The sequence below is a fragment of the Pseudoxanthomonas putridarboris genome (genome assembly GCF_038321125.1).
Classification (GTDB): domain Bacteria; phylum Pseudomonadota; class Gammaproteobacteria; order Xanthomonadales; family Xanthomonadaceae; genus Pseudoxanthomonas_A; species Pseudoxanthomonas_A putridarboris.
In genome coordinates this window covers 167,438-187,042 of sequence record NZ_JBBWWT010000003.1, presented here as the reverse complement: position 1 = coordinate 187,042, position 19,605 = coordinate 167,438, and the positions used below count along the sequence as shown (strand labels likewise).

At 68.2% G+C, this 19,605-nt stretch carries 19 protein-coding genes and 2 tRNA genes; 7 read left to right on the top strand and 14 right to left on the bottom strand.

Going from position 1 to position 19,605, the window contains the following annotated elements; all coding sequences use genetic code 11:
• Nucleotides 1-3 precede the first annotated feature (3 nt).
• From AAD027_RS08355 to AAD027_RS08315, 9 genes are read right to left on the bottom strand one after another with little or no spacing between them, the layout of a single operon-like run.
• The gene (locus AAD027_RS08355; RefSeq protein ID WP_341725561.1) at nucleotides 4-1,557 is read right to left on the bottom strand and encodes an HAL/PAL/TAL family ammonia-lyase; all 1,554 of its coding nucleotides are present in this window, start codon (nucleotides 1,555-1,557) and stop codon (nucleotides 4-6) included.
• Nucleotides 1,538-2,485 carry a lysophospholipid acyltransferase family protein gene (locus tag AAD027_RS08350; protein ID WP_341725560.1) on the bottom strand — a complete coding sequence of 316 codons (948 nt, stop codon included), beginning with the start codon at nucleotides 2,483-2,485 and terminating at the stop codon, nucleotides 1,538-1,540. Before AAD027_RS08350 ends, AAD027_RS08355 begins: the two co-directional genes overlap by 20 nt.
• A complete protein-coding gene (locus AAD027_RS08345) occupies nucleotides 2,482-3,270 on the bottom strand; it encodes a glycosyltransferase family 2 protein (protein WP_341725559.1) in 789 nt (262 codons plus the stop codon). Before AAD027_RS08345 ends, AAD027_RS08350 begins: the two co-directional genes overlap by 4 nt.
• A complete protein-coding gene (locus AAD027_RS08340) occupies nucleotides 3,260-4,948 on the bottom strand; it encodes an ApeI family dehydratase (protein WP_341725558.1) in 1,689 nt (562 codons plus the stop codon). Before AAD027_RS08340 ends, AAD027_RS08345 begins: the two co-directional genes overlap by 11 nt.
• Entirely contained in the window at nucleotides 4,941-5,483 is a 543-nt protein-coding gene (locus tag AAD027_RS08335; protein ID WP_341725869.1) for a COG4648 family protein, read from the bottom strand. Before AAD027_RS08335 ends, AAD027_RS08340 begins: the two co-directional genes overlap by 8 nt.
• Nucleotides 5,484-5,512: 29 nt before the next feature.
• Entirely contained in the window at nucleotides 5,513-5,767 is a 255-nt protein-coding gene (locus AAD027_RS08330) for an acyl carrier protein (RefSeq protein ID WP_341725557.1), read from the bottom strand.
• A gap of 24 nt (nucleotides 5,768-5,791) precedes the next feature.
• Nucleotides 5,792-6,052 (bottom strand): phosphopantetheine-binding protein, encoded by a 261-nt coding sequence (locus AAD027_RS08325; protein WP_341725556.1) that lies wholly within the window; start codon nucleotides 6,050-6,052, stop codon nucleotides 5,792-5,794.
• Entirely contained in the window at nucleotides 6,039-6,836 is a 798-nt protein-coding gene (locus AAD027_RS08320; RefSeq protein ID WP_341725555.1) for a lysophospholipid acyltransferase family protein, read from the bottom strand. Before AAD027_RS08320 ends, AAD027_RS08325 begins: the two co-directional genes overlap by 14 nt.
• A complete protein-coding gene (locus AAD027_RS08315) occupies nucleotides 6,829-7,563 on the bottom strand; it encodes a beta-ketoacyl synthase chain length factor (protein WP_341725554.1) in 735 nt (244 codons plus the stop codon). The genes AAD027_RS08320 and AAD027_RS08315 overlap by 8 nt, the downstream gene beginning before the upstream one ends.
• Before the next feature lie 138 nt (nucleotides 7,564-7,701).
• On the opposite strand from AAD027_RS08315, the gene AAD027_RS08310 reads away from it, so the two are divergent.
• The 3 genes from AAD027_RS08310 (at nucleotide 7,702) to AAD027_RS08300 (ending at nucleotide 8,387) form a co-directional block, all read left to right on the top strand.
• Nucleotides 7,702-7,777 (top strand) — tRNA-Ala (locus tag AAD027_RS08310).
• 54 nt (nucleotides 7,778-7,831) lie between these two features.
• Nucleotides 7,832-7,907 (top strand) — tRNA-Glu (locus AAD027_RS08305).
• A gap of 252 nt (nucleotides 7,908-8,159) precedes the next feature.
• Nucleotides 8,160-8,387, top strand: coding sequence for a hypothetical protein (locus AAD027_RS08300; protein WP_341725553.1), 228 nt, complete (start codon nucleotides 8,160-8,162; stop codon nucleotides 8,385-8,387).
• Between the two features lie 41 nt (nucleotides 8,388-8,428).
• On the opposite strand, the gene AAD027_RS08295 is transcribed toward AAD027_RS08300, so the two are convergent.
• Together AAD027_RS08295 and ppsR are read right to left on the bottom strand one after the other, a co-directional pair.
• Nucleotides 8,429-8,914: a DUF1249 domain-containing protein gene (locus AAD027_RS08295; RefSeq protein ID WP_341725552.1), complete on the bottom strand. Its 486-nt coding sequence runs from the start codon at nucleotides 8,912-8,914 to the stop codon at nucleotides 8,429-8,431.
• A 116-nt stretch (nucleotides 8,915-9,030) separates the two neighbouring features.
• The gene (gene ppsR, locus AAD027_RS08290; protein WP_341725551.1) at nucleotides 9,031-9,852 is read right to left on the bottom strand and encodes a posphoenolpyruvate synthetase regulatory kinase/phosphorylase PpsR; all 822 of its coding nucleotides are present in this window, start codon (nucleotides 9,850-9,852) and stop codon (nucleotides 9,031-9,033) included.
• A 153-nt stretch (nucleotides 9,853-10,005) separates the two neighbouring features.
• Here ppsR and ppsA point away from each other — a divergent pair, with 153 nt between their 5' ends.
• Both ppsA and AAD027_RS08280 read left to right on the top strand, forming a co-directional pair.
• Nucleotides 10,006-12,378 (top strand): phosphoenolpyruvate synthase, encoded by a 2,373-nt coding sequence (ppsA, locus tag AAD027_RS08285; protein WP_341725550.1) that lies wholly within the window; start codon nucleotides 10,006-10,008, stop codon nucleotides 12,376-12,378.
• 13 nt (nucleotides 12,379-12,391) lie between these two features.
• Nucleotides 12,392-13,327, top strand: coding sequence for a mechanosensitive ion channel family protein (locus AAD027_RS08280; protein ID WP_341725549.1), 936 nt, complete (start codon nucleotides 12,392-12,394; stop codon nucleotides 13,325-13,327).
• Between the two features lie 183 nt (nucleotides 13,328-13,510).
• Here AAD027_RS08280 and orn read toward each other — a convergent pair whose 3' ends face one another.
• Entirely contained in the window at nucleotides 13,511-14,074 is a 564-nt protein-coding gene (orn, locus tag AAD027_RS08275) for an oligoribonuclease (RefSeq protein ID WP_341725548.1), read from the bottom strand.
• Nucleotides 14,075-14,175: 101 nt separating this feature from the next.
• Here orn and AAD027_RS08270 point away from each other — a divergent pair, with 101 nt between their 5' ends.
• The gene (locus AAD027_RS08270) at nucleotides 14,176-14,640 is read left to right on the top strand and encodes a DUF2721 domain-containing protein (RefSeq protein ID WP_341725547.1); all 465 of its coding nucleotides are present in this window, start codon (nucleotides 14,176-14,178) and stop codon (nucleotides 14,638-14,640) included.
• Between the two features lie 132 nt (nucleotides 14,641-14,772).
• Here AAD027_RS08270 and tadA read toward each other — a convergent pair whose 3' ends face one another.
• Nucleotides 14,773-15,297 (bottom strand): tRNA adenosine(34) deaminase TadA, encoded by a 525-nt coding sequence (gene tadA / locus AAD027_RS08265; protein ID WP_341725546.1) that lies wholly within the window; start codon nucleotides 15,295-15,297, stop codon nucleotides 14,773-14,775.
• A 172-nt stretch (nucleotides 15,298-15,469) separates the two neighbouring features.
• On the opposite strand from tadA, the gene AAD027_RS08260 reads away from it, so the two are divergent.
• Nucleotides 15,470-18,535 (top strand): sensor histidine kinase, encoded by a 3,066-nt coding sequence (locus tag AAD027_RS08260; RefSeq protein WP_341725545.1) that lies wholly within the window; start codon nucleotides 15,470-15,472, stop codon nucleotides 18,533-18,535.
• Between the two features lie 45 nt (nucleotides 18,536-18,580).
• On the opposite strand, the gene AAD027_RS08255 is transcribed toward AAD027_RS08260, so the two are convergent.
• Nucleotides 18,581-19,567 (bottom strand): Dyp-type peroxidase, encoded by a 987-nt coding sequence (locus tag AAD027_RS08255; RefSeq protein ID WP_341725544.1) that lies wholly within the window; start codon nucleotides 19,565-19,567, stop codon nucleotides 18,581-18,583.
• Between the last annotated feature and the right edge of the window lie 38 nt (nucleotides 19,568-19,605).

The window sequence follows — 19,605 nt, the reverse complement described above, 5'->3', positions numbered from 1 at the left end:
GGCTCAGCCGGCATAAGCGGACCAGCGCTCTTCGCGGATGTCGGCCAGCAACCGGCGCAGTTCGCCGTCCAGCGCCCGGTCTTCCTCGATCAGCGCGATCCGCTGGCACAGGTCGTCGTACATCGCCGCCGGGCCGTCGCGCAGCTCCGACGGCATGCCCGCCCGCTGGCGCAACGCCAGCCCTTGGCGCGCGGCGATCAGCATGCCGGCCACCACCTGTTCGGTCAGCTCGATCACGCGCAGGCAATCGCGCGCGGCGATGGTGCCCATGCTGACCTTGTCCTGGTTGTGGCATTCGGTGGAACGCGAGAACACCGAGGCCGGCATGGTCAGCTTCAACGCCTCGGCGGTCCATGCGGACACGCTGATCTGCAGCGCCTTCAGGCCATGGTTGATGGCCGCGCGCGGGCCGGTGGCGCCGGACAGGTTGGCCGGCAGGCCGTGGTTGTAGCGGGCGTCCACCAGCAGCGCCAGCTGGCGGTCCAGCAGGTCGGCGACATTGGCCACGGCGTTCTTCATCGCATCCATCGCGAAAGCGATGTGGCCGCCGTAGAAATGGCCGCCATGCAGGATCTGCTCGCGGTCCGGGTCGATCAGCGGGTTGTCGTTGGCGCTGTTGAGCTCGGTCTCGATCAACTGGCGGAAGAACGGCAGCGCGTCCTCCAGCACGCCGATCACGTGCGGCGCGCAGCGCAGCGAATAGCGGTCCTGCAACCGCTGCTCGTTGCGCGGCGGACGGTCGCTGTGCAGGTCCTCGCGCAGGCGCTGGGCCACGCGCGACTGGCCGGGATGCGGCTTGGCGGCGAACAGCACGGCATCGAAATGGTGCGCATTGCCCGCGCTGGCCAGCACGTTGAACGCGGTCAGCCGCGTGGCCAGGCGGGACAGGTATTCGGCGCGCTGGAACGCCAGGCAGGCCAGCGCTGTCATCACCGCCGTGCCGTTCATGATCGCCAGGCCCTCCTTGGGCCGCAGCGTCAGCGGCGCCAGCCCGATCTCGGCCAGCGCCTCGGCGGCCGGACGGCGACGGCCACCGTGCATCACCTCGCGCTCGCCGCACAGCGCGGCGGCCACGTACGACAGCGGCGTCAGGTCGCCGCTGGCCCCGACCGAGCCTTCGGCGGGAATCAGCGGCAGCACGTCGTGGTGCAGCAACGCGGTCAGGCCCTCCAGCAACGGCAGGCTGACGCCGGACATGCCGCGCACCAGCGACGCCAGCCGAGCGGCCAGCACCGCGCGGGTTTCGGCCTCGTCCAGGAACCGCCCCAGCCCGCAGCCGTGGTAGGTGTAGAGATGCTGCGGCAGTTCGGCGACCAGCGCCGGCGGGATGTTCACCGTGCAGGAATCGCCGTAGCCGGTGGTCACCCCGTAGATGACGCCTTCCTCCTTCAGCAGACGGTCGAGGAAGTCGGCGCCACGGGCGATGCGTGCGCGGAAGGCGGCGTCCTGCGACAGCCGCGCGGGAACCTGGCGACGCGACAGCGCCACCACGTCCTCGATGCGCAGGGGAGCATCGCCGAATACCGGCGCGGCAGGGTCATGTGGGGCGGATGTCATGCGTGACCTGATCCCAGAAAGGGTAGAAATTGAACCAGTCGTACGGCGACTGGGCGACCTGCGCTTCCATCCATTGCGCGTAGCGTGCAGCGTAGCCGGTCAGCGCGGCATCGCGCGAACCGCGCGGAAGCTCGATGCGTTCGGCAAAACGCTGGAAGCGTACAACGTAGCCCTGCCCTTGATGGGTGCAGGCCATGGTGAACACCTGACAGCGCAGCGCCGCCCCCAGCACATAGGCGCCGATCGGGAACGGCGCGTCTTGGCCCAGGAACGGCGCCACGACGCTGCGGCCGCCACGCAACGGCACGCGGTCGCCGGCGATGGCGACGAATTCCCCCCGTGCCACGCGCTCGGCCAGCTTCACCGCGTCGGCCGGGCCCAGGTCGGTGACCTGCAGCAGTTCCACCCGGCTGCCGGCATCCAGCCGGCGGATCAGCCGGTTGAAGCGCTCGGCATGCGCGGTGTGCACCAGCGCGGTCAGCCGGAACCCCGGCACCTGGTCGGCCATCACCTGGCACAGTTCCAGGCAGCCCAGGTGCGCGGTGACGATCAGGCCGCCCTGCCCGCTCTGCACCAGGGCCAGCACATCCTGGCGTTCCATCCGCACGCGCGCGGCCGGGTAGCGTTGGCCCAGCGCCAGGACCTTGTCCAGCATCGTCTCGGCGAACATGGCGAAATGCCGCAGGCTGTGCCGCCAGCCCGGCACGGCGCCCAGCGCGCCGGTGTGCGCCTGCAGGCGCCGCAGGTATTCCAGCGAGGCCTGGCGCGCGGTGGCGTTGGCCAGCCAGTGGCACAGCACCACCGGGTACGCGCAGATGCGGAACGGCCAGCGCCCCAGCCAGCGATGCACCGCGCACAGCAGCAGGATGCCGCCCACCGAGGTGGACTCGCCGATATCGGCCCAGTGGCGCGCCCTGGCCCCGCTCATGGCGCGGCCTTCCCGCGCAGGCGCGCGGCAAGCAGCCGGGGCAGGCGCCAAAGCATGCCGAAGAACAGCCGCGTGTGCATGCGGCTGATGCGCACGTTGTCGCGCCAGACATCGAAATGCGACACGCCGTCCAGCGGATAGGTCACGCGCGTGGCGACGTTCCGCACGCCGATGCCGCGCCAGAACAGCCGCACCAGCACCTCCACGTCGAAATCCATCCGCCGGCCGATGGTCTCCTCGTCCATCAGCTTCAGCACCGGCGCCAGCGGATAGACGCGGAAACCGCACATCGAGTCGCGGATGGCGAAGGACAGCGTGTTGATCCACACCCACACATGGGTGAGGTAGCGGCCGTACAGGCGTCCCCTCGGCACGCTGGCGTCGTACTCCGGCACGCCGCAGATCACCTGGTCGGGAAACTGCCGCGCGAGCGCGAGGAAACGCGGGATGTCGCGCGGGTCGTGCTGGCCGTCGGCGTCGATCTGCAATACATGGGTAGCGCCCCAGCGCCCGGCTTCGCGGAAACCCGCCAGTACCGCCGCGCCCTTGCCCTGGTTGGCCGGCAACCGCAACAGCCGCACGCGCGGCGCATGGCGCGCGGCCAGCTCGTCCAGCACCCGCGCGCACGCTTCACCCGAACCATCGTCCACCAGCAGGCATTCGTTGCCGCCGGCGAGTACGCCATCGACCATGACGCCGATGGCGCGCTCGTGGTCGTAGACCGGGATCACCACCAGGGGCACGAAGGTCGCGGACGGGTCCGGCGAAGCCGCTTCAGTCGTCATGGCCGAACACCACGCGTCCGCTCGCATGCGGCCCATGCACGGAGACATAGCGGAACGACAGGGTCCGCCGTTCCGCCTGCCATTCCAGGTCCAGCTGGATCAGGTCCCCGGGCCTTGCCACACGCTGGAATTTCAGCGCCTCCATGCGCAGGAAGCGCGGCGGCAGCGGGAACGCCTCGCGCGCCAACTGGATGGCCCAATCCAGTTGCGCCACGCCCGGCAGGATAGCCGCCTGCGGGAAATGGCCGTCGAACACGGCCAGTTCCGGGTCCAGCCGCAGTTCGGCATGAGCATGCGCGGGGCCACGCCGGGTCCAGTGCGGCGTGGGCCGTTCGGGCCGGAACAGGGCGGTCAGCGCCGCTTCGGTGACCTTGCCCTGGGCATTGGTCGGCAGGGCCGGCACGAAGCGCCAGCGGCGCGGGCGGGTCACCGCATCCTGATGCCGGGCCAGGTGCGCGGACAGCTTTTGCGACAGTGCGCGGCGCCCCGGCGCATCGTGCATGTCCGGGGCGTCGCCCTCGGGCACGACCACCGCGGCCAGCGTGGTGCGCGCGCCGCCCAGCAGCAGCACGCGGGCTTCGCGCACGCCGGGATGCGACTGCAACTGGCGTTCCAGCGCATCCAGCGAGACGCGTCGCTCCTCCACCTTGACGATCCGGTCGGCACGGCCCAGCAGGCGGAAACCGCCCTGCCAGTCCGCCTCGGCGCGATCCTGGCTGCGCCACCACTCCGGTTGCGGCAGGTGCGGCGAACGCACTTCCAGCGCACCTTCCTGCACCCGCCAATCGACGCCGGGCAACGGCCGCCAGGCGGGCTGTTCGCTGTCCCAGCGGCGCCACGCGATGCCGCCGGTCTCGCTGCTGCCCAGGATCTCCGTCGGCGCCGTGCCCAGCAACCGCGCCGCAGCGAGCGCGGCTTCGGCAGGCAAGGCGCCACCGGAGGAAAACACCGCGCGCAACCGGCCATGCAGCGATGCCCAGTCCAGTTGCGAGGGCATGCGTTTCAGGTGCGCCGGGCTGGCCACCAGCACGACATCGTGGTCGACCATGGCGGCCAGCAGGTCTTCGGGGAAGAACGCGCGCGGGACGATGGCGCGCCCGGCCGCCAGCGGCCAGAGCACGCGGAACAGCAATCCGTAGATGTGCTGGTGCGAGACGGTCCCATGCACGGCCGCGCCCCGCAGGCCCGCGCCCAGCGCGGATTCCAGCGCACGCACTTCGCTCGCCAGTTGGCGAAGGCGCTTGCCGATCGCGGCCGGTTCGCCGGTGCTTCCCGAGGTATGGACCACCAGGCGCGTGGCTTCGGGATCCAGCGCCTGCCATGCGGCGAGGCCGTCTTCGCCCCCGGCTGCCGACAATGGTTCCGCGGAAGCGGGCCAGTCGCCGGCGAAGCCCGCGACCTCCCCCTGCAATCGCGCCTGCGTCCCCGGCAGGGCGTCGCCGGCCAGCACCACGGTCTTGCCCGCGTGCCAGGCGCCATACAGCGCGGCCGCGAACTCGCCGGCATCGTCGAAGTACAACGCCCACGCCTGGCCGGCACGCGCGGCGAACGCCGCATGCCAGCCGCGCGTCCGCGCATGGAAAGCCGCATGGTCGCGCGCCGCTCCGTCGGCCAGCACGAAGGGCCGGCCGGCATGCGGCCGCACCGCGACTTCTTCCAGCGCCAGCCAGTCAGCCATGCCGGTGCGCCGCCATCACGCGCTGGCGCACCAGCCACTCGCCGCCGAACAGCAGGCCGATCAGCACGTAGGCCAGCAACCCGTTGTACAGCGCCCAGACGCGGTCGGACGCCCACAGCGCGGTGGCCAGCGCCAAGGCGCCGTTCACGACGAAGAAACCGACCCACACCTGGGTCACGCGGCGCGTATAGGCGACGCCCCGCGGCGGCAGGTCGGGATCGCTCAGCCGGGCGATGCGTTCGACGGCCGACGGCGGGAACACCAGGCTGGTGGCGAATACCGCCAGCATCACCGCGTTCACCAGCGCCGGGTACAGTTTCAAGGGCAGCGCATCGTTGAAGACCGTCGCCAGCGCCGCCAGCAGGCCGGCCCCGCCCGCGGCGGCCAGCCACACCGCCTGCCGCGTGGCGACCGCGCGCAGCAGCGCCAGGGCGAACAGCAACAGGGCCAGCCAACGCGGCTCGAAACGTCCCAGCGCCCAGTACACCGCCAGCGGATACGCCAGCGACAGCGCCAGGAACAATGCCACGCGCACCCGGTTCAAGGGCAAGGCTCCGGTGCGGCTCAGGCGGCTTTTTCGCGGATCAGCCCGTACAGCACATCCACGATGTCCTGCACCGTGCGCACCGCCTTGAAGGCATCGGGCTGCAGGTTGCGCCCCAGCAACGGCTTGAGCTGCACGATCAGGTCCACCGCGTCGATGCTGTCGATGTCCAGGTCGTCGTACAGGCGCGCTTCCGGGGTGATCCGGGAAGGTTCGATCTCGAAGCTGTCATGCAGGATCGCGACGATCCGGTCGAAAAGTTCGTTCTTGGTCATCTTGCCGGTCCTACCCGCCCTTCCTCACGCCTTGCCCTGCGAGACCACGAAATCCGCCAATGCACGCACGCTGGCGAAATGCCGGCGGGTTTCCTGGGAATCCGCGGACAGGCTGACGCCGTAGCGCTTCTGCAGCGCCAGGCCCAGTTCCAGTGCGTCGATCGAGTCCAGTCCCAGTCCCTCGACGAAAAGCGGCGCGGACGTGTCGATGTCGCCCGGGGCGATGTCCTCCAGCGACAGCGATGAAATGATCAATTCCTTGATCTCGTGCTCAAGTGCCTGCACGTGGTGGCTCTCCCTCGAAATAATTGGCCAGATGTTCCGTGAGCCGCCGGGCTGCCAGCGCCTCTCCCCCTGCCGACGGCTCCAACCCCTCCGTTCCGTTCAGGAACGGGGCGATCGGCAGGTCTTCCTGAACATCGATCACCAGATGAGCGCGCGTCGGCGGCACACGATACCACTTCTCCCCTTTCCTCAGCGTCGGCGGCGCGCATGTGATGCGAACCGGCGTGATGTCCAGCCGCCCCCGCACGGCGATGTTGGCGGCCCCGCGCTGCAGCTTGATCGGCTCCCCCGTCCGGGTCCGCGTGCCCTCGGGGAATATCACCAGGCTGCCGCCCGCCCGCACCGCCCGGATGCAGTCCTCCACCAGCCCCGCCCCATCATCGTTGGCCACGTAGCCGGCCGCCCGCACGGGGCCGCGCATGAAGGGATTGCGCGCCACCGCCGACTTCACCACGCAATCGGCGTTGGGCAGCAGCGACACCAGCAGCACCACGTCGATCAGCGTCGGGTGGTTGGCCAGTATCAGCAGCCCGTCGCGCTGCAGCCGCTCGCGCCCCCGGATCTCGCAGGTGATCACGCCCAGCCGCCGCATCAGTTCGACGAAGGCGGCGAAGCTGCACTGGACCACGCGGCGCACGCAGCGTTGCCTTCGCTGGTCGTCGCGGATGAACCATTGCATCGGCGGGATCACGAACATCCGCAGGAACAGCCCGCCCACCCCGAAGGTCGCGAAGCTGATGCCGGTGCCGATCACCCGCCATGCACGGTCCAGGCGTTCACGCATGGCGCTGCCACTGCCAGCGCACGCCGTCCTCGACCAGCGCCAGGGCGGGTTCGCCGGCGAGCAGGAAACGCAGGACATCGAGACCATGCGGGAGTCCGCCGGTGGCCGGAACACTCTCCGTGGCGGCCTCCCAGGACAGCTTCAACTTGATGCCGTCGTCGTCCTGGCGGCCGAGCCGCCAGCACCAGGCAAAGCCGGCATCCGGTTCGTCCGCGAAGTTGCGGTAGACCTCCGGCAGCGGCGCGTCGTACACCACCAGCAGCACTTCCCCGGCGCCATCGGCCAGCAGTCCCGCCGCCTCCACGCAGGCGGTCTCGGCCGTGGCCTTGCCGCCCGCGATCGCCAGGTAATTCCCGTGCTGGCCACGGATGATGGAATACAGCGCGGCGATGGCGTTGTGCACCGACAGGCCGAACGTGGTCGGCGAAAGCGGTTGTCCGTTGGCCAGCGCATCCAGCAGTTCCATGGAACGCGCCACGTCGCCGTGGCGCGATGCGAACACCAGCGGAACCGAATCCGCCTGCGCCTGCTGGCACCACCACGCGGTCTGGATCGCCATGCGCCCCAGCCGCTCGATGCGGCGACGCTGCATGGGAGGCACCTCGGGCAACGCGGGCATGTCCTCGCCGACAGGCCGCCACGGCGCCCGCGCCCAGGCGCGCCATGCGTCGCGGTCCACCAGTCCCGGTGCCCACGCCGCCCATTCCTTCACCGTGAATCCGATCATGCGCGCGTGCGGCCCTGCCTGTTCAAGCCTGCTATTTCACCCGGTATGGACCCTTGCACGCCAGTTGTGAAAAAAATCGAAAGCAATGCTTGCGAATGAATGGAGGGCTGGCTATCATTTCGCTCCTGCCAGCACGTTGGGGCCATAGCTCAGCTGGGAGAGCGCCTGCATGGCATGCAGGAGGTCGGCGGTTCGATCCCGCCTGGCTCCACCAACTTCCGGGCACAGGCCGTCCGGAACCGGAAAAACCTGGTAACCGTTTCAACGTGTCCCCATCGTCTAGAGGCCTAGGACATTACCCTTTCACGGTAGCGACCGGGGTTCGAATCCCCGTGGGGACGCCACTCTTCGACGAACAGGCCCGGGCAACCGGGCCTGTTCGTTTCTGCATGTCCGACGAAGCCGGAATACCTCCCTCCAGCGCCTCGCCAGGCGGCAAGACAAGCGGGCGACCTCACCTTCCGCACGGCTTTACAAGAAACTCACCCGGGATGCCGTAGAACCGCCGAAAAGCCGTGCGTCTTTTCGCGGTGCGGACGCACGGCCTGAGACGGGTGTGGTCGAAAGTGGTGCCCCTTCCCCTGGAGCCTGCAGTCATGACGCACGATTCGCTTGTCGACGAACTGCTCTCGCAACTGCCCATCAACCGCGATACCCGCTGGACCGCCGGATCCCTGGGACTGGACGACGCCGCGTTCGATGCCGTGGCGCAGAGGCTGCTGGAGCTGGAAACACTGGGCGCGGTGGACGTGATGAACATGACGCGCGATGCGAACAGCGGCCTGCGCCGGTTGAATGCGATCCGCTTCATGCGGGTGGGCTGAGCGGCCCGGGACCCCACCGCCGGGCGGTCGCCCGGCGACGCTCAGGCCACGTCCAGCCGGCTCGTTTCCACCATGCGCAGGGTGGCCACGCCATGCCCCTGCTCGGCCAGGTACTCCAGCCATTTGCCCAGGAAGGTGTTCATGCGCATGCGGTGGCTGACCACCTCGGCCGGCGGCGGGTAAAGGCCGATCACGTCCTGCCAGCGCCGGCCCACGTAGCAGTGGGTCGCTTCCGCCTGCCGGGCATCGCGGTACAGGCGCACGAACGCGGAGGGGTCGGGTTCGCCGGTCAGCGGGTCGCACAGGTCGTAGGTCAGCCGCAGTTCCACCGTGTAGCGATGGGTCTCGATGACGTCCAGCCGCACGTCCAGCCCGTCGCCGACGGAGGACAGGTAGCTGCCCGCCACCAGGCCCTCCGGCGCGAACAGCCGCGTCAGCCGTGCATGGTTTTCCGCGTACAGGGCCATCAGCCAGCCGAAACGGCTGAGCCGGGGGATGCGGGCGGTGCGGGCGAGTGCCTGGGACATGACCCGATGCTACACGCGGAAACCGTTTTGCGGCAGCATTGACGGATATCCGCATGCGGCCTAAGTTAAGGGTTCCCCAGAACGTTTCCCCGGCGCGCCGCAAGACCCCCTCCCCGTCAGAACATCTCGCGCTGCAGGCCCAGCGTGGACAGCACCTTGCTGGAGATCTCCTCGATCGACTTGTTGGTGGTGCTGAGCGTGGGCAGGCGCTCCACCTGGAACATCGCTTCGGCCGCCGTCACTTCGCGCTTGCAGGTTTCCATCTTCGCGTAGGTGGAATTGGGCCTGCGCTCCTGCCGGATCTGGTGCAGGCGCTCCGGGTCGATGGTCAGGGCGAACAGCTTGCGCCGGTACGGCCGCAGGCGCGGCGGCAGGCGGTCGGTTTCCAGGTCGCCGTCGGTCAACGGGTAATTGGCCGCGCGGATGCCGTAATGCAGCGCCAGGTACACGCAGGTGGGCGTCTTGCCCGCGCGCGACACCGCCACCAGGATCACGTCGGCCTCGTCGTAGTTCACCGCCATGCCGTCGTCGTGGGTCAGCGCGAAGTTCATCGCGTTGATGCGGCGATGGTAGGTCTCGAAATCCACCAGGCCATGCGCCTGGCCCACCCGCGACTGGCGCTGCTGGCCCAGTTCGCGCTCCAGCGGTTCGATGAAGGGCGCGAACACGTCCAGCATCAGCGCCCCGCTTTCGGCCAGCCACCCGCTCAGTTGCGGGTCCACGCAGGAGTTGACGACGATGGGCCGGCTGCCCAGCTTCTCGCCCGCGCGGCGGATGCGGTCGGCCGCGTCGCGCGCCTTGTCCTCGTCGTCGACGAAGGAGATGCGGTCGGTCTGGAACCGCACGCCGGCGAACTGCGTCAGCAGGCTGTGGCCGATGGTCTCGGCCGTGATACCGGTACCATCGGACACGTAGAACACCGGGCGCAGTTCAGACATGGCCACCCGTTCCCTGCTTCACCATGAAAACCTCCGTCAGATCAAGCTTGTCTGCAATTGGTATGCACTGCATCATATCGCTTCTTTCCCCATGGACACGGCCCACGCCGATGGTCATCGGCGCGGCGCGCAGTCTGCTTCGGAGCTTTGCGCTTGAACGAGAACATCCTGTGGCTGCATGAACTGCGCCTGGCCGATCTGGCCCGCGTGGGCGGCAAGAATTCCTCCCTGGGCGAGATGATCGGCCACCTGGCCAACCTGGGCGTCTCGGTCCCCGGGGGCTACGCCACCACGGCGGAAGCGTTCAAGGCCTTCATCGCCCACAACGACCTGTCCAAGCGCATCTTCGACAAGCTGGCCACGCTGGACGTGGAGGACGTGCCCGCCCTGACCGCCGCCGGCAAGGAAATCCGCGGCTGGGTCATCGACGCCCCGCTGCAGCCGGACCTGGACGCCGACATCCGCACTGCGTACGCGAAGCTCTGCGCCGAGAACGGGGGGGACGAGATTGCGGTGGCCGTGCGCTCTTCCGCCACCGCCGAGGACCTGCCGGACGCCTCGTTCGCCGGCCAGCAGGAAACCTTCCTCAACGTCACCGGCGCCGACGACGTGGTGCGCAAGGTGAAGGAAGTCTTCGCCAGCCTCTACAACGACCGCGCCATCGCCTACCGCGTGCACCACGGCTTCAAGCACGAGGACGTGTTCCTGTCCGCCGGCGTGCAGCTGATGGTGCGCTCGGACGTGGGCGCCTCGGGCGTGCTGTTCACGCTGGACACCGAGTCCGGCTTCCGCGACGTGGTGTTCGTCACCTCCAGCTTCGGCCTGGGCGAGATGGTCGTGCAGGGCGCGGTGAACCCGGACGAGTTCTACGTCTACAAGCCCACGCTGAAACAGGGCAAGCCGGCCATCCTGCGCCGCGCGCTGGGCAGCAAGCTGCTGCGGATGGTGTATTCGGACCAGCCCAGCGAACGCGTGAGGACCGAGGACACCCCGGCCGGACTGCGTTCCACATTCTCGATCAGCGACGCCGACGTGCAGGAACTGTCGAAGCAGGCGCTGACCATCGAGGAACACTACGGCCGCCCGATGGACATCGAATGGGCCAAGGACGGCGTGACCGGCAAGCTGTTCATCGTGCAGGCGCGCCCGGAGACGGTGAAGTCGCGCGGCAAGGCCACCCAGATCGAACGCTACGCGCTGGACAAGCGCGGCGAAGTGATCGCCGAGGGTCGCGCCATCGGCCAGAAGATCGGCAGCGGCGTGGCCCGCGTGGTGCGTTCGCTGGACGACATGAACCGCGTGCAGCCCGGCGACGTGCTGGTGGCCGACATGACCGACCCGGACTGGGAACCGGTGATGAAGCGCGCCTCGGCCATCGTCACCAACCGCGGCGGCCGCACCTGCCATGCCGCGATCATCGCGCGCGAACTGGGCGTCCCGGCCGTGGTCGGCACCGGCAACGCGCTGGACCGCATCGAGGACGGCCAGGAAGTGACCATCAGCTGCGCCGAGGGCGATACCGGTTTCATCTATGCCGGCACCCTGCCCTTCGAGCGCACGACGACCGACCTGGCCTCGATGCCCGAGGCGCCGCTGAAGATCATGATGAACGTGGCCAACCCGGAGCGCGCGTTCGACTTCGGCCAGTTGCCCAACGCCGGCATCGGCCTGGCGCGGCTGGAAATGATCATCGCCAGCCACATCGGCGTGCATCCGCTGGCGCTGCTGGAATACGACCGCCAGGATCTCGAAACCCGCAAGAAGATCGACGCCAAGATCGCCGGCTACGCCGACCCGGTCAGCTTCTACGTGGATCGCCTGGCCGAGGGCATCGCCACCATCACCGCCTCGGTGGCGCCCAACCCGGTGATCGTGCGCCTGTCGGACTTCAAGTCCAACGAGTACGCCAACCTGATCGGCGGCACCCGCTACGAGCCGCACGAAGAGAACCCGATGATCGGCTTCCGCGGCGCCAGCCGCTACGTCGATCCCTCGTTCGAACCGGCCTTCGCGCTGGAATGCCAGGCCGTGCGCCGCGTCCGCGACGAGATGGGCCTGGACAACCTGTGGGTGATGATCCCGTTCGTGCGCACGCTGGAGGAAGGCCGCAAGGTGATCGAGGTGCTGGCCAAGCATGGCCTGCGCCAGGGCGAGAACGGATTGAAGATCATCATGATGTGCGAAGTGCCATCGAACGCGCTGCTGGCCGACGAGTTCCTCGACATCTTCGACGGCTTCTCGATCGGCTCCAACGACCTGACCCAGCTCACCCTGGGCCTGGACCGCGATTCCAGCATCGTCGCCAACCTGTTCGACGAAAGGAACCCGGCGGTCAAGAAACTGCTGTCGATGGCCATCCAGGCCGCCAAGGCCAAGGGCAAGTACATCGGCATCTGCGGCCAGGGCCCGTCGGACCATCCCGACCTGGCCGAGTGGCTGATGCAGGAAGGCATCGAATCGGTGTCGTTGAACCCGGATACCGTCGTCGACACCTGGTTGCGGCTGGCCAAGCTCAAGGCGGCCTGACCGCACGATGACGATGGCCGCGCCCACCGTTCCCGTCCTTTTCCCGGCCGTGCCGCAGGCGGCCAGCACGCCGATGCTCGACTGGAGCAGCATCGACTGGTCGGCGTACCTGGTCAACTGGGCCATCGCCATCGTCATCCTGCTGGTGGGCTACTGGGTGGCCAAGTGGATCAGCCGCATCCTCGACCGCGCGCTGACCCGCGGCGGCGCGGAACCCACGCTGGTCGGCTTCCTGCGCAACGTGGCCTATGCGGTGATGATGGTGGTGGTGACCATCGCCGCGCTGCAGAAGATCGGCGTGCCGACGACCTCGGTGCTGGCGGTCGTCGGCGCCGCCGGCCTGGCGGTGGGCCTGGCGCTGAAGGATTCGCTGTCCAACATCGCGTCCGGCGTGATGCTGATCGTGCTGCGCCCCTTCCGCGATGGCGACCACGTGATGGCGGCCAACCTGGAAGGCGTGGTGGAGGAAGTGCGCATCTTCCAGACCCGCCTGCGCACCTTCGACAACCGGCTGATCATCCTGCCCAACAGCATGATCACCACCGCGCCGATCATCAACTTCACCGCCAAGCCGCGCCGCCGCGTCGACATCCAGGTAGGCGTGGGCTACGACGACGACCTGAAACGGGCGAAGGACATCCTGCTGGAACTGGCCCGCAACCATCCACTGGTGCTGAAGGATCCGGAACCGTCCGTGTCGGTGGCCAAGCTGGGCGAAAGCAGCGTGGACCTGCTGCTGCTCGCATGGACCAAGACCAAGGACTCCGGCCAGGTCAAGAACGACCTGACCGAAGCCGTGCGCACGCAGATCCTCGACAACGGGCTGAACATCCCCTATCCACGGCGCGACCTGCACGTGTACCACCACAACGCCGACGGCACACCGCTGACCGACATCATCACCAAGTCCGTCGCGGACGACGGCGACATGCCCAAGCCGCAGCCCTGACCCGCCCTGTATCTCTTGTAGGAGCGGCTTCAGCCGCGACCGTTGAAGCAAGGGGCCTGCAACCACGGATTTACACGGATAAAGAGGAAAGCGTTTATCCGCGCTGATCCGTGTCAATCCGTGGCCAACGTTTGTTCTGTGCCCACGGTCGCGGCTGAAGCCGCTCCCACAGGGAGGAAGACCTCAGCCGCCCGCCAGGGCCGCCATGTGGCGGCGGTAATGCCGCAGTTCGTCGATGGAATCGCGCACGTCGCTCAATGCGGTGTGGCTGGATTGCTTGCGTACGCCTTCCAGCACCTGCGGCGCCCAGCGGCGGGCCAGTTCCTTGAGCGTGCTGACGTCCAGGTTGCGGTAGTGGAAGTACTTCTCCAGCCGCGGCATCAGCCGGTGCAGGAAACGCCGGTCCTGGCAGATCGAGTTACCGCACATCGGCGAGGCGCCGGCCGGCAGCCATTCCGCCAGGAACGCCACCGTCTGCGCCTCGGCCTGGCCCAGCGTCACTTCGCTTTCCACCACCCGTTGCCACAGCCCGGACTTGCGGTGCTGGTTGCGGTTCCAGTCGTCCATCGCTTCCAGCACGGCCACCGGATGCGCGATGGCGAACTCGGGGCCTTCGGCCAACACGTTCAACTTGGAGTCCGTCACCACGGTGGCGATTTCGAGGATCGAATCCTGGCTGGTGTCCAGGCCTGTCATCTCCAGGTCGATCCAGATGAGACGGTCGTTGTTCGTGTGGTTGGCTGTCATGCACCCGCCCGTGGAATGTGGAAGGCCCGGCGATCCGCTCCGGGAATTGCGGCTTGCCTGCGTCGTGTCATCATAACGCAGACCACGACCAAGACCGGCCCATGAACCTCTCCACCGACCATGCCGTGCTGAGCGCGATGCTGGCCCCGGCCTTCTTCCTGACGGCGACCGCATCGCTGCTGCTCTCGGCCAACAATCGCCTGTCCCGCATCATCGACCGCGCCCGCAGCCTGCTGAAGGAACTGGTGGACATCGACGATGAAGGCGAACGCGTACTCTACGAAAAACGCATCGCGCTGCAACGCCTGCGCAGCCTGATCATCCTGCGCGCCGGCCAGTTGCTGTATGCCGCCATCAGCTTCTTCGTGGGCACCAGCCTGGCGGTGGCGGTGGACACGTTCTCCGGCCACAGGCTCGGCGCATTGCCGACCTGGCTGGCCGCGTTCGGCGTGCTGGCCATGTTCGCCGCCAGCCTGCTGCTGGCGCGCGAATCCACGCTGGCGGTCACCGCGATCAACGAGGAAATGGACCACCGCCGCGGCAAGCGCAGGCAACCGATCCCGTAGGGTGCGCCTTGGCGCACCGCTGCGATCCGCAGAAATTCGCAGACACATATCGTGAAGTTTGTCTGTTCGCCATCCGGACGCGCTGCGGCGCGTTCATCATCATGCAGGCGGAATGGCCATCGAGGCGCGCCCCTACGGCAGCAGCGGCCTGCCCCGCTTGGCGCGGAAGTAATTGGTCAGGCGCCGGCTGGCCTCTTCGCCCAGCACGCCGCCCCGCACGTCCACGCGATGATTGTGGCGCGGGTCGCCGATCAGGCCGAAGACGCTGCCGCAGGCGCCGGTCTTGGGATCGGCCGCGCCGAACACCAGGCGCGCCACCCGCGCATGCACCAGCGCCATCGCGCACATCGCGCACGGCTCCAGTGTCACGTACAGCGTGGTGCCGACCAGCCGGTGATTGCCCACTGCCCTGCCGGCCTGGCGCATCGCCACGATCTCGGCATGGGCGCTGGGGTCGTGCTCGGCCAGGTTGCGGTTCCAGCCTTCGCCCAGCACCTGCCCGTCGGCACCGACCAGCACCGCGCCGACCGGAATCTCGTCGTCCTCGCGTTCGGCGCGATCGGCCAGGGCCAACGCGTGGCGCATCCAGTATTCGTCGGCTCCGGGCCCGGTCGCGGCTTGGGGAACGCCATCGCCGGATTCGCTGGAGAATGTCATCGCCTTTCCACGCATTCCGTCATCGGAGGCGCATTGTATAGTGGCGTCCGCGAGCCATCTCCAACGCCCGGATCCCGGGAGTCCGCGGCCGCATCGACGGGGCGGTGCGGAGGCGTCGCATCCGGGGAAACCACCATCGCAGCCCTCTCTTCCCGTTCGTCGAACCGCCTCCATGGCCGATAGCCTCCGTCGATACGCCCGCTCCGGGAAATCGCTCCATTCCAGGCTGTGCGCGATGGGTTTCCTGCTGCTGGCCGCGTTCTCCGTGCATGCGCTGGACCCCCGGCTTTCGCTGGAGCAGATGCACCACACCCGCTGGACCGCCCGCGAAGGCGCACCCGGCGACGTGCGTGCGCTGGCGCAGGACCGCGACGGTTACCTGTGGCTGGGCAGTTCGTCGGGGCTGTACCGCTTCGACGGGGTCGAGTTCGAGCGCTTCCAGCCCGACGCCGGCCAGCGACTGCCGTTCGATTCGATCTCCGCGCTGCTGGCGATGCCGGACGGCGGCCTGTGGATTGCCAGCGGCAACCGTGGCGACATCAGCCTGTTGCGCGATGGAAATCTCTCCCACTACAGCAGCATCGACGGTCCCTCCGTGCGCGTGCGCAGCTTCGCCCTGGATCCACATGGCCGGGTATGGGCCGCGACCCTCGGCGGGTTGTTCCGCCTGGAGGGTTCGCGCTGGCAACGCATCTCGCCGCAACAGGAACGGGTCTACAACGTGTTCGCCGATCGCGACGGCCACGTCTGGACCGCATCGGCCGAAGGCATCCACCGGCTGGCCAAAGATGGCGATGCATTCCAGCGCCTGGACCTGCCGGTTTCCTTCCTCGGCGTCTTCGCGCAATCCGCCGACGGCACGCTGTGGCAGGCGGACGAACGCCACGGCCTGCGGCACATCCGCGATGGCCGCGCGGAGCACGCCTGGCCATGGACGGACGCCTCGGTGATGCGGGTGGACCGGGACGACGGACTGTGGATCGAATCCGGCTGGGCCATCCATCGCGTCCGCTCCGCCACGCGACTGCGCACCGACGAACCGAAATCCCTGGACGGGCGGGTCGAGTCGATCCCGCTCAACCGGCTGAGCGGCGCCGGCGTCCATGCATTGCTGGAGGACCGCGAGGGCAACATCTGGCTCGGGACCACGGGTGGACTGGACCGCTTCCGCGACAATGCCTTTTTCGCCACGCCCGCTCCCGGAGGCGGCAGCGGCGGCCTGGCGCCGGCCAACGGCGAAGGGGTCTGGCTGATCGGCCATTTCCAAGCGCCGGCCCGGATCGGCCGGCAGGCCTACTCGCTGCCCGGGGCGGGTACCGGATTGACCGCCATCCACCGCGATGCCCAGGGCGTGCTCTGGCTGGGCGGGCAACGCGGCGACGGCGTGTGGCGGATGCAGGACGGGCGACTCGCCCGGATGGCCCTGCCACCCGGCTACGGCAACGCCTGGGTGAGCGCGTTCGCCAGGGATCATCGCGGCGGGTTGTGGGTGTCGCTGTATCCGCCGATGCAGGGCGGCCTCCATCGCTACGCCGATGGCCAGTGGAGCGAGCGCGGCGGCCATGCGGACCTGCCTACGGAGGCACCGCTCAGCCTGTTCGCCGACCACCGCCAGCGCCTGTGGCTGGGCTACGAAGACAACCGGCTCGCCGTGATCGACGGTGGCCGGGTCAGGGTCTTCGGCGAACGCGAGGGACTGGACATCGGCTCGGTGCAATCGGTGCAGGCGCACGGTGGCGAGGTCTGGTTCGGCGGCGGATCCGGCCTGGCGCGCCTGGCCGGCGAGCGGATACAGCCGCTGTCCGCCGCCGATGGCGGATCGTTCCACGGCATCGCGGGCATGGTGGTCGCCGACGACGGCGAGCTGTGGATCAGCGGGAGCACCGGCATCGTCCGCGTGCCCGCCGGCGAACTGGCGCGTGCGTCGCGGGAAGCGGGACACCGGATGCAGGTGGAACGCTTCGACTTCCATGACGGTATCGACGGTGCGCCGGTCCAGGTCGCGCCACGCCCCACCACCGCCCGCGCCGACGATGGCAAGCTGTGGTTCACCGCGGGCAACCTGCTCTGGATCGATCCGGCCGGGATCCGCCGCAACCGCCTGCCGCCTACGGTACTGGTGCGCGGGCTGGTGGCCAATGGCGAAACGTATTCGCCCACGAAGGAGATCCGCCTGCCGATCGGTACCGACGACCTGCGCATCGACTACACGGCCCTGAGCCTGACGATGCCCGAACGCGTCCGCTTCCGTTACCGCCTGAGCGGCGTGGACGGCGAATGGCAGGATGCCGGCGACCGCCGGCAGGCGTTCTATAACAACCTCGGACCCGGGCGTTTCCGCTTCCAAGTGGTCGCTTCCAACAACGACGGCGTCTGGAACGAAACCGGGGCGACGCTGGCGTTCTACATCGCACCGGCCTTCCACCAGACCCGTGGGTTCATCGCCGCATGCATCGGCTCGGGCGTCCTGCTGCTCTGGTTGCTATACGTGCTGCGCATGCGTCGGATCACCTCGCAACTGCGCGGGCGCTTGCTGGAGCGGCATCGGGAGCGCGAGCGGATCGCGCGCGAGCTGCACGACACACTGCTGCAGAGCGTGCAGGGCCTGCTGCTGCGGTTTCAGGCGCTGACCGACCGGTTGCCCGCCGCGGAACCGATACGCACGCAGATGGACCAGGCGTTGAACACGGCCGATGACGTGCTTGCCGAAGCGCGCCGCCGGGTCAAGGATCTGCGAGCGTCCTCGTCGGAGGTGATCGACCTGCAGGACGCGTTGCGGAGCGTCGGCCGCGAACTCGAACGGGACCACCCCGCCGACTTCAGCATCCAATTGAGCGGCAGGAGCCGGCCGCTGCATCCCCTGGTGCAGGACGAGGCATACCGGATCGCGCGCGAGGCGCTGTCGAACGCTTTCCAGCATGCCGATGCGTCGCGCGTTGAAAGCCGCATCGCCTACGAAGCGTCGGGCCTGCGCCTGCGGGTCGGCGACGATGGCCGCGGCATCCCGCCGGCGGTGCGGCAGGCCGGCGGCAAGCCCGGACACTGGGGCCTGACCGGCATGCGCGAGCGCGCCGACAAGCTCGGCGCCACCCTCGATATCCGCAGCGATCCGGAACGTGGCACGACGGTCGAACTGTTCGTCCCCGCCTCCATCGCCTATCGCCACGGAAACGGAACCGGCTGGCGGAAGGCGTGGAGTGCGCTGCACCGCCGCCTCATGCGCAGGCCGGATCGATGAAAGAGCAGCTACTTTGTTGCCCGCTCAATGCGATGCCATGCCCGCCTATCGGGCGGTCGGAAGCTTCTCCTGCGCCGCCTGGGCAAGTGCCTGCAACATCGGGCGCGCCGGAGCGAAGAACGTGGTGCCGGTATGCGGCGTCGAGAAATCCAGCAACCGGTCGTACGCGCCCGGCGGGTCGCCGACATACATCCGCTGCAGCATCTTCTCGATGACCCAAAGATAGCGCGAATAGCCGATGAAATAGGTGCCGAATTCCCGCTGCCCGGGCCGGCCGAACGGCATGTTGTCGCGCAGGATGTCGTGCTCGTTGCCCTCGGCATCCACGATCGTGGCAAGCGACTTGTGGGATTTGCGTGGCGCATCGTCGTCGTCGATCTCGATGTTGTCGATCTTCGTGCGACCGATGATCTCCTCCTGGAGAGGCGTCGGGACCTGCGCCCACGCGCCGAGATCGTGCAGGTACTTCTGGACGACGACATAGCTGCCTCCCGCGAAGTCCGCATCCTCGTCGCCGACCAGCGCCGAAGCGGGCAGATCCAGGCCGGTCGGGTTGGCGGTGCCGTCGACGAAGCCCAGCAGGTCGCGCGCATCGAAATATCGGAATCCCGACACTTCATCGACGACGGTCACGCTGACGCCAAGACCGTCGAGCAGGATGCGCTCGAATTCGAAGCAAAAATCGGGGCGTTCGGACCGGATATGGAAAAGAAGATCGCCGGGTGTCGCCGGTGCCGCGTGGACCCCGCCCTGGATCGGCGAGAACGGCTTCAGTTCCCGTGGCCGCTTGCCGGCATCGAGGCGATCCCACAGGTCGCGGCCTATCCCGACGATGCATGACAGCCGTGCGGAAAGATCGCGAAACCCGACGGTCTTGACGAGATCGTCGAGACCGTCGAGCGTCACGCATACGTTGGCGAGAGCGGCCCGGTCGCCGGCGACGGTGACCACGAGGAAGACGGCTGCTTGCGAAAGAGGCGCGTCGATGCTTTGCGCGTCGATCGGTACCCTGTCCCAGTTCTTTTCCGTCATCGTGAATGCTCCCCGTGATACCCAATCGTGCAATGCGT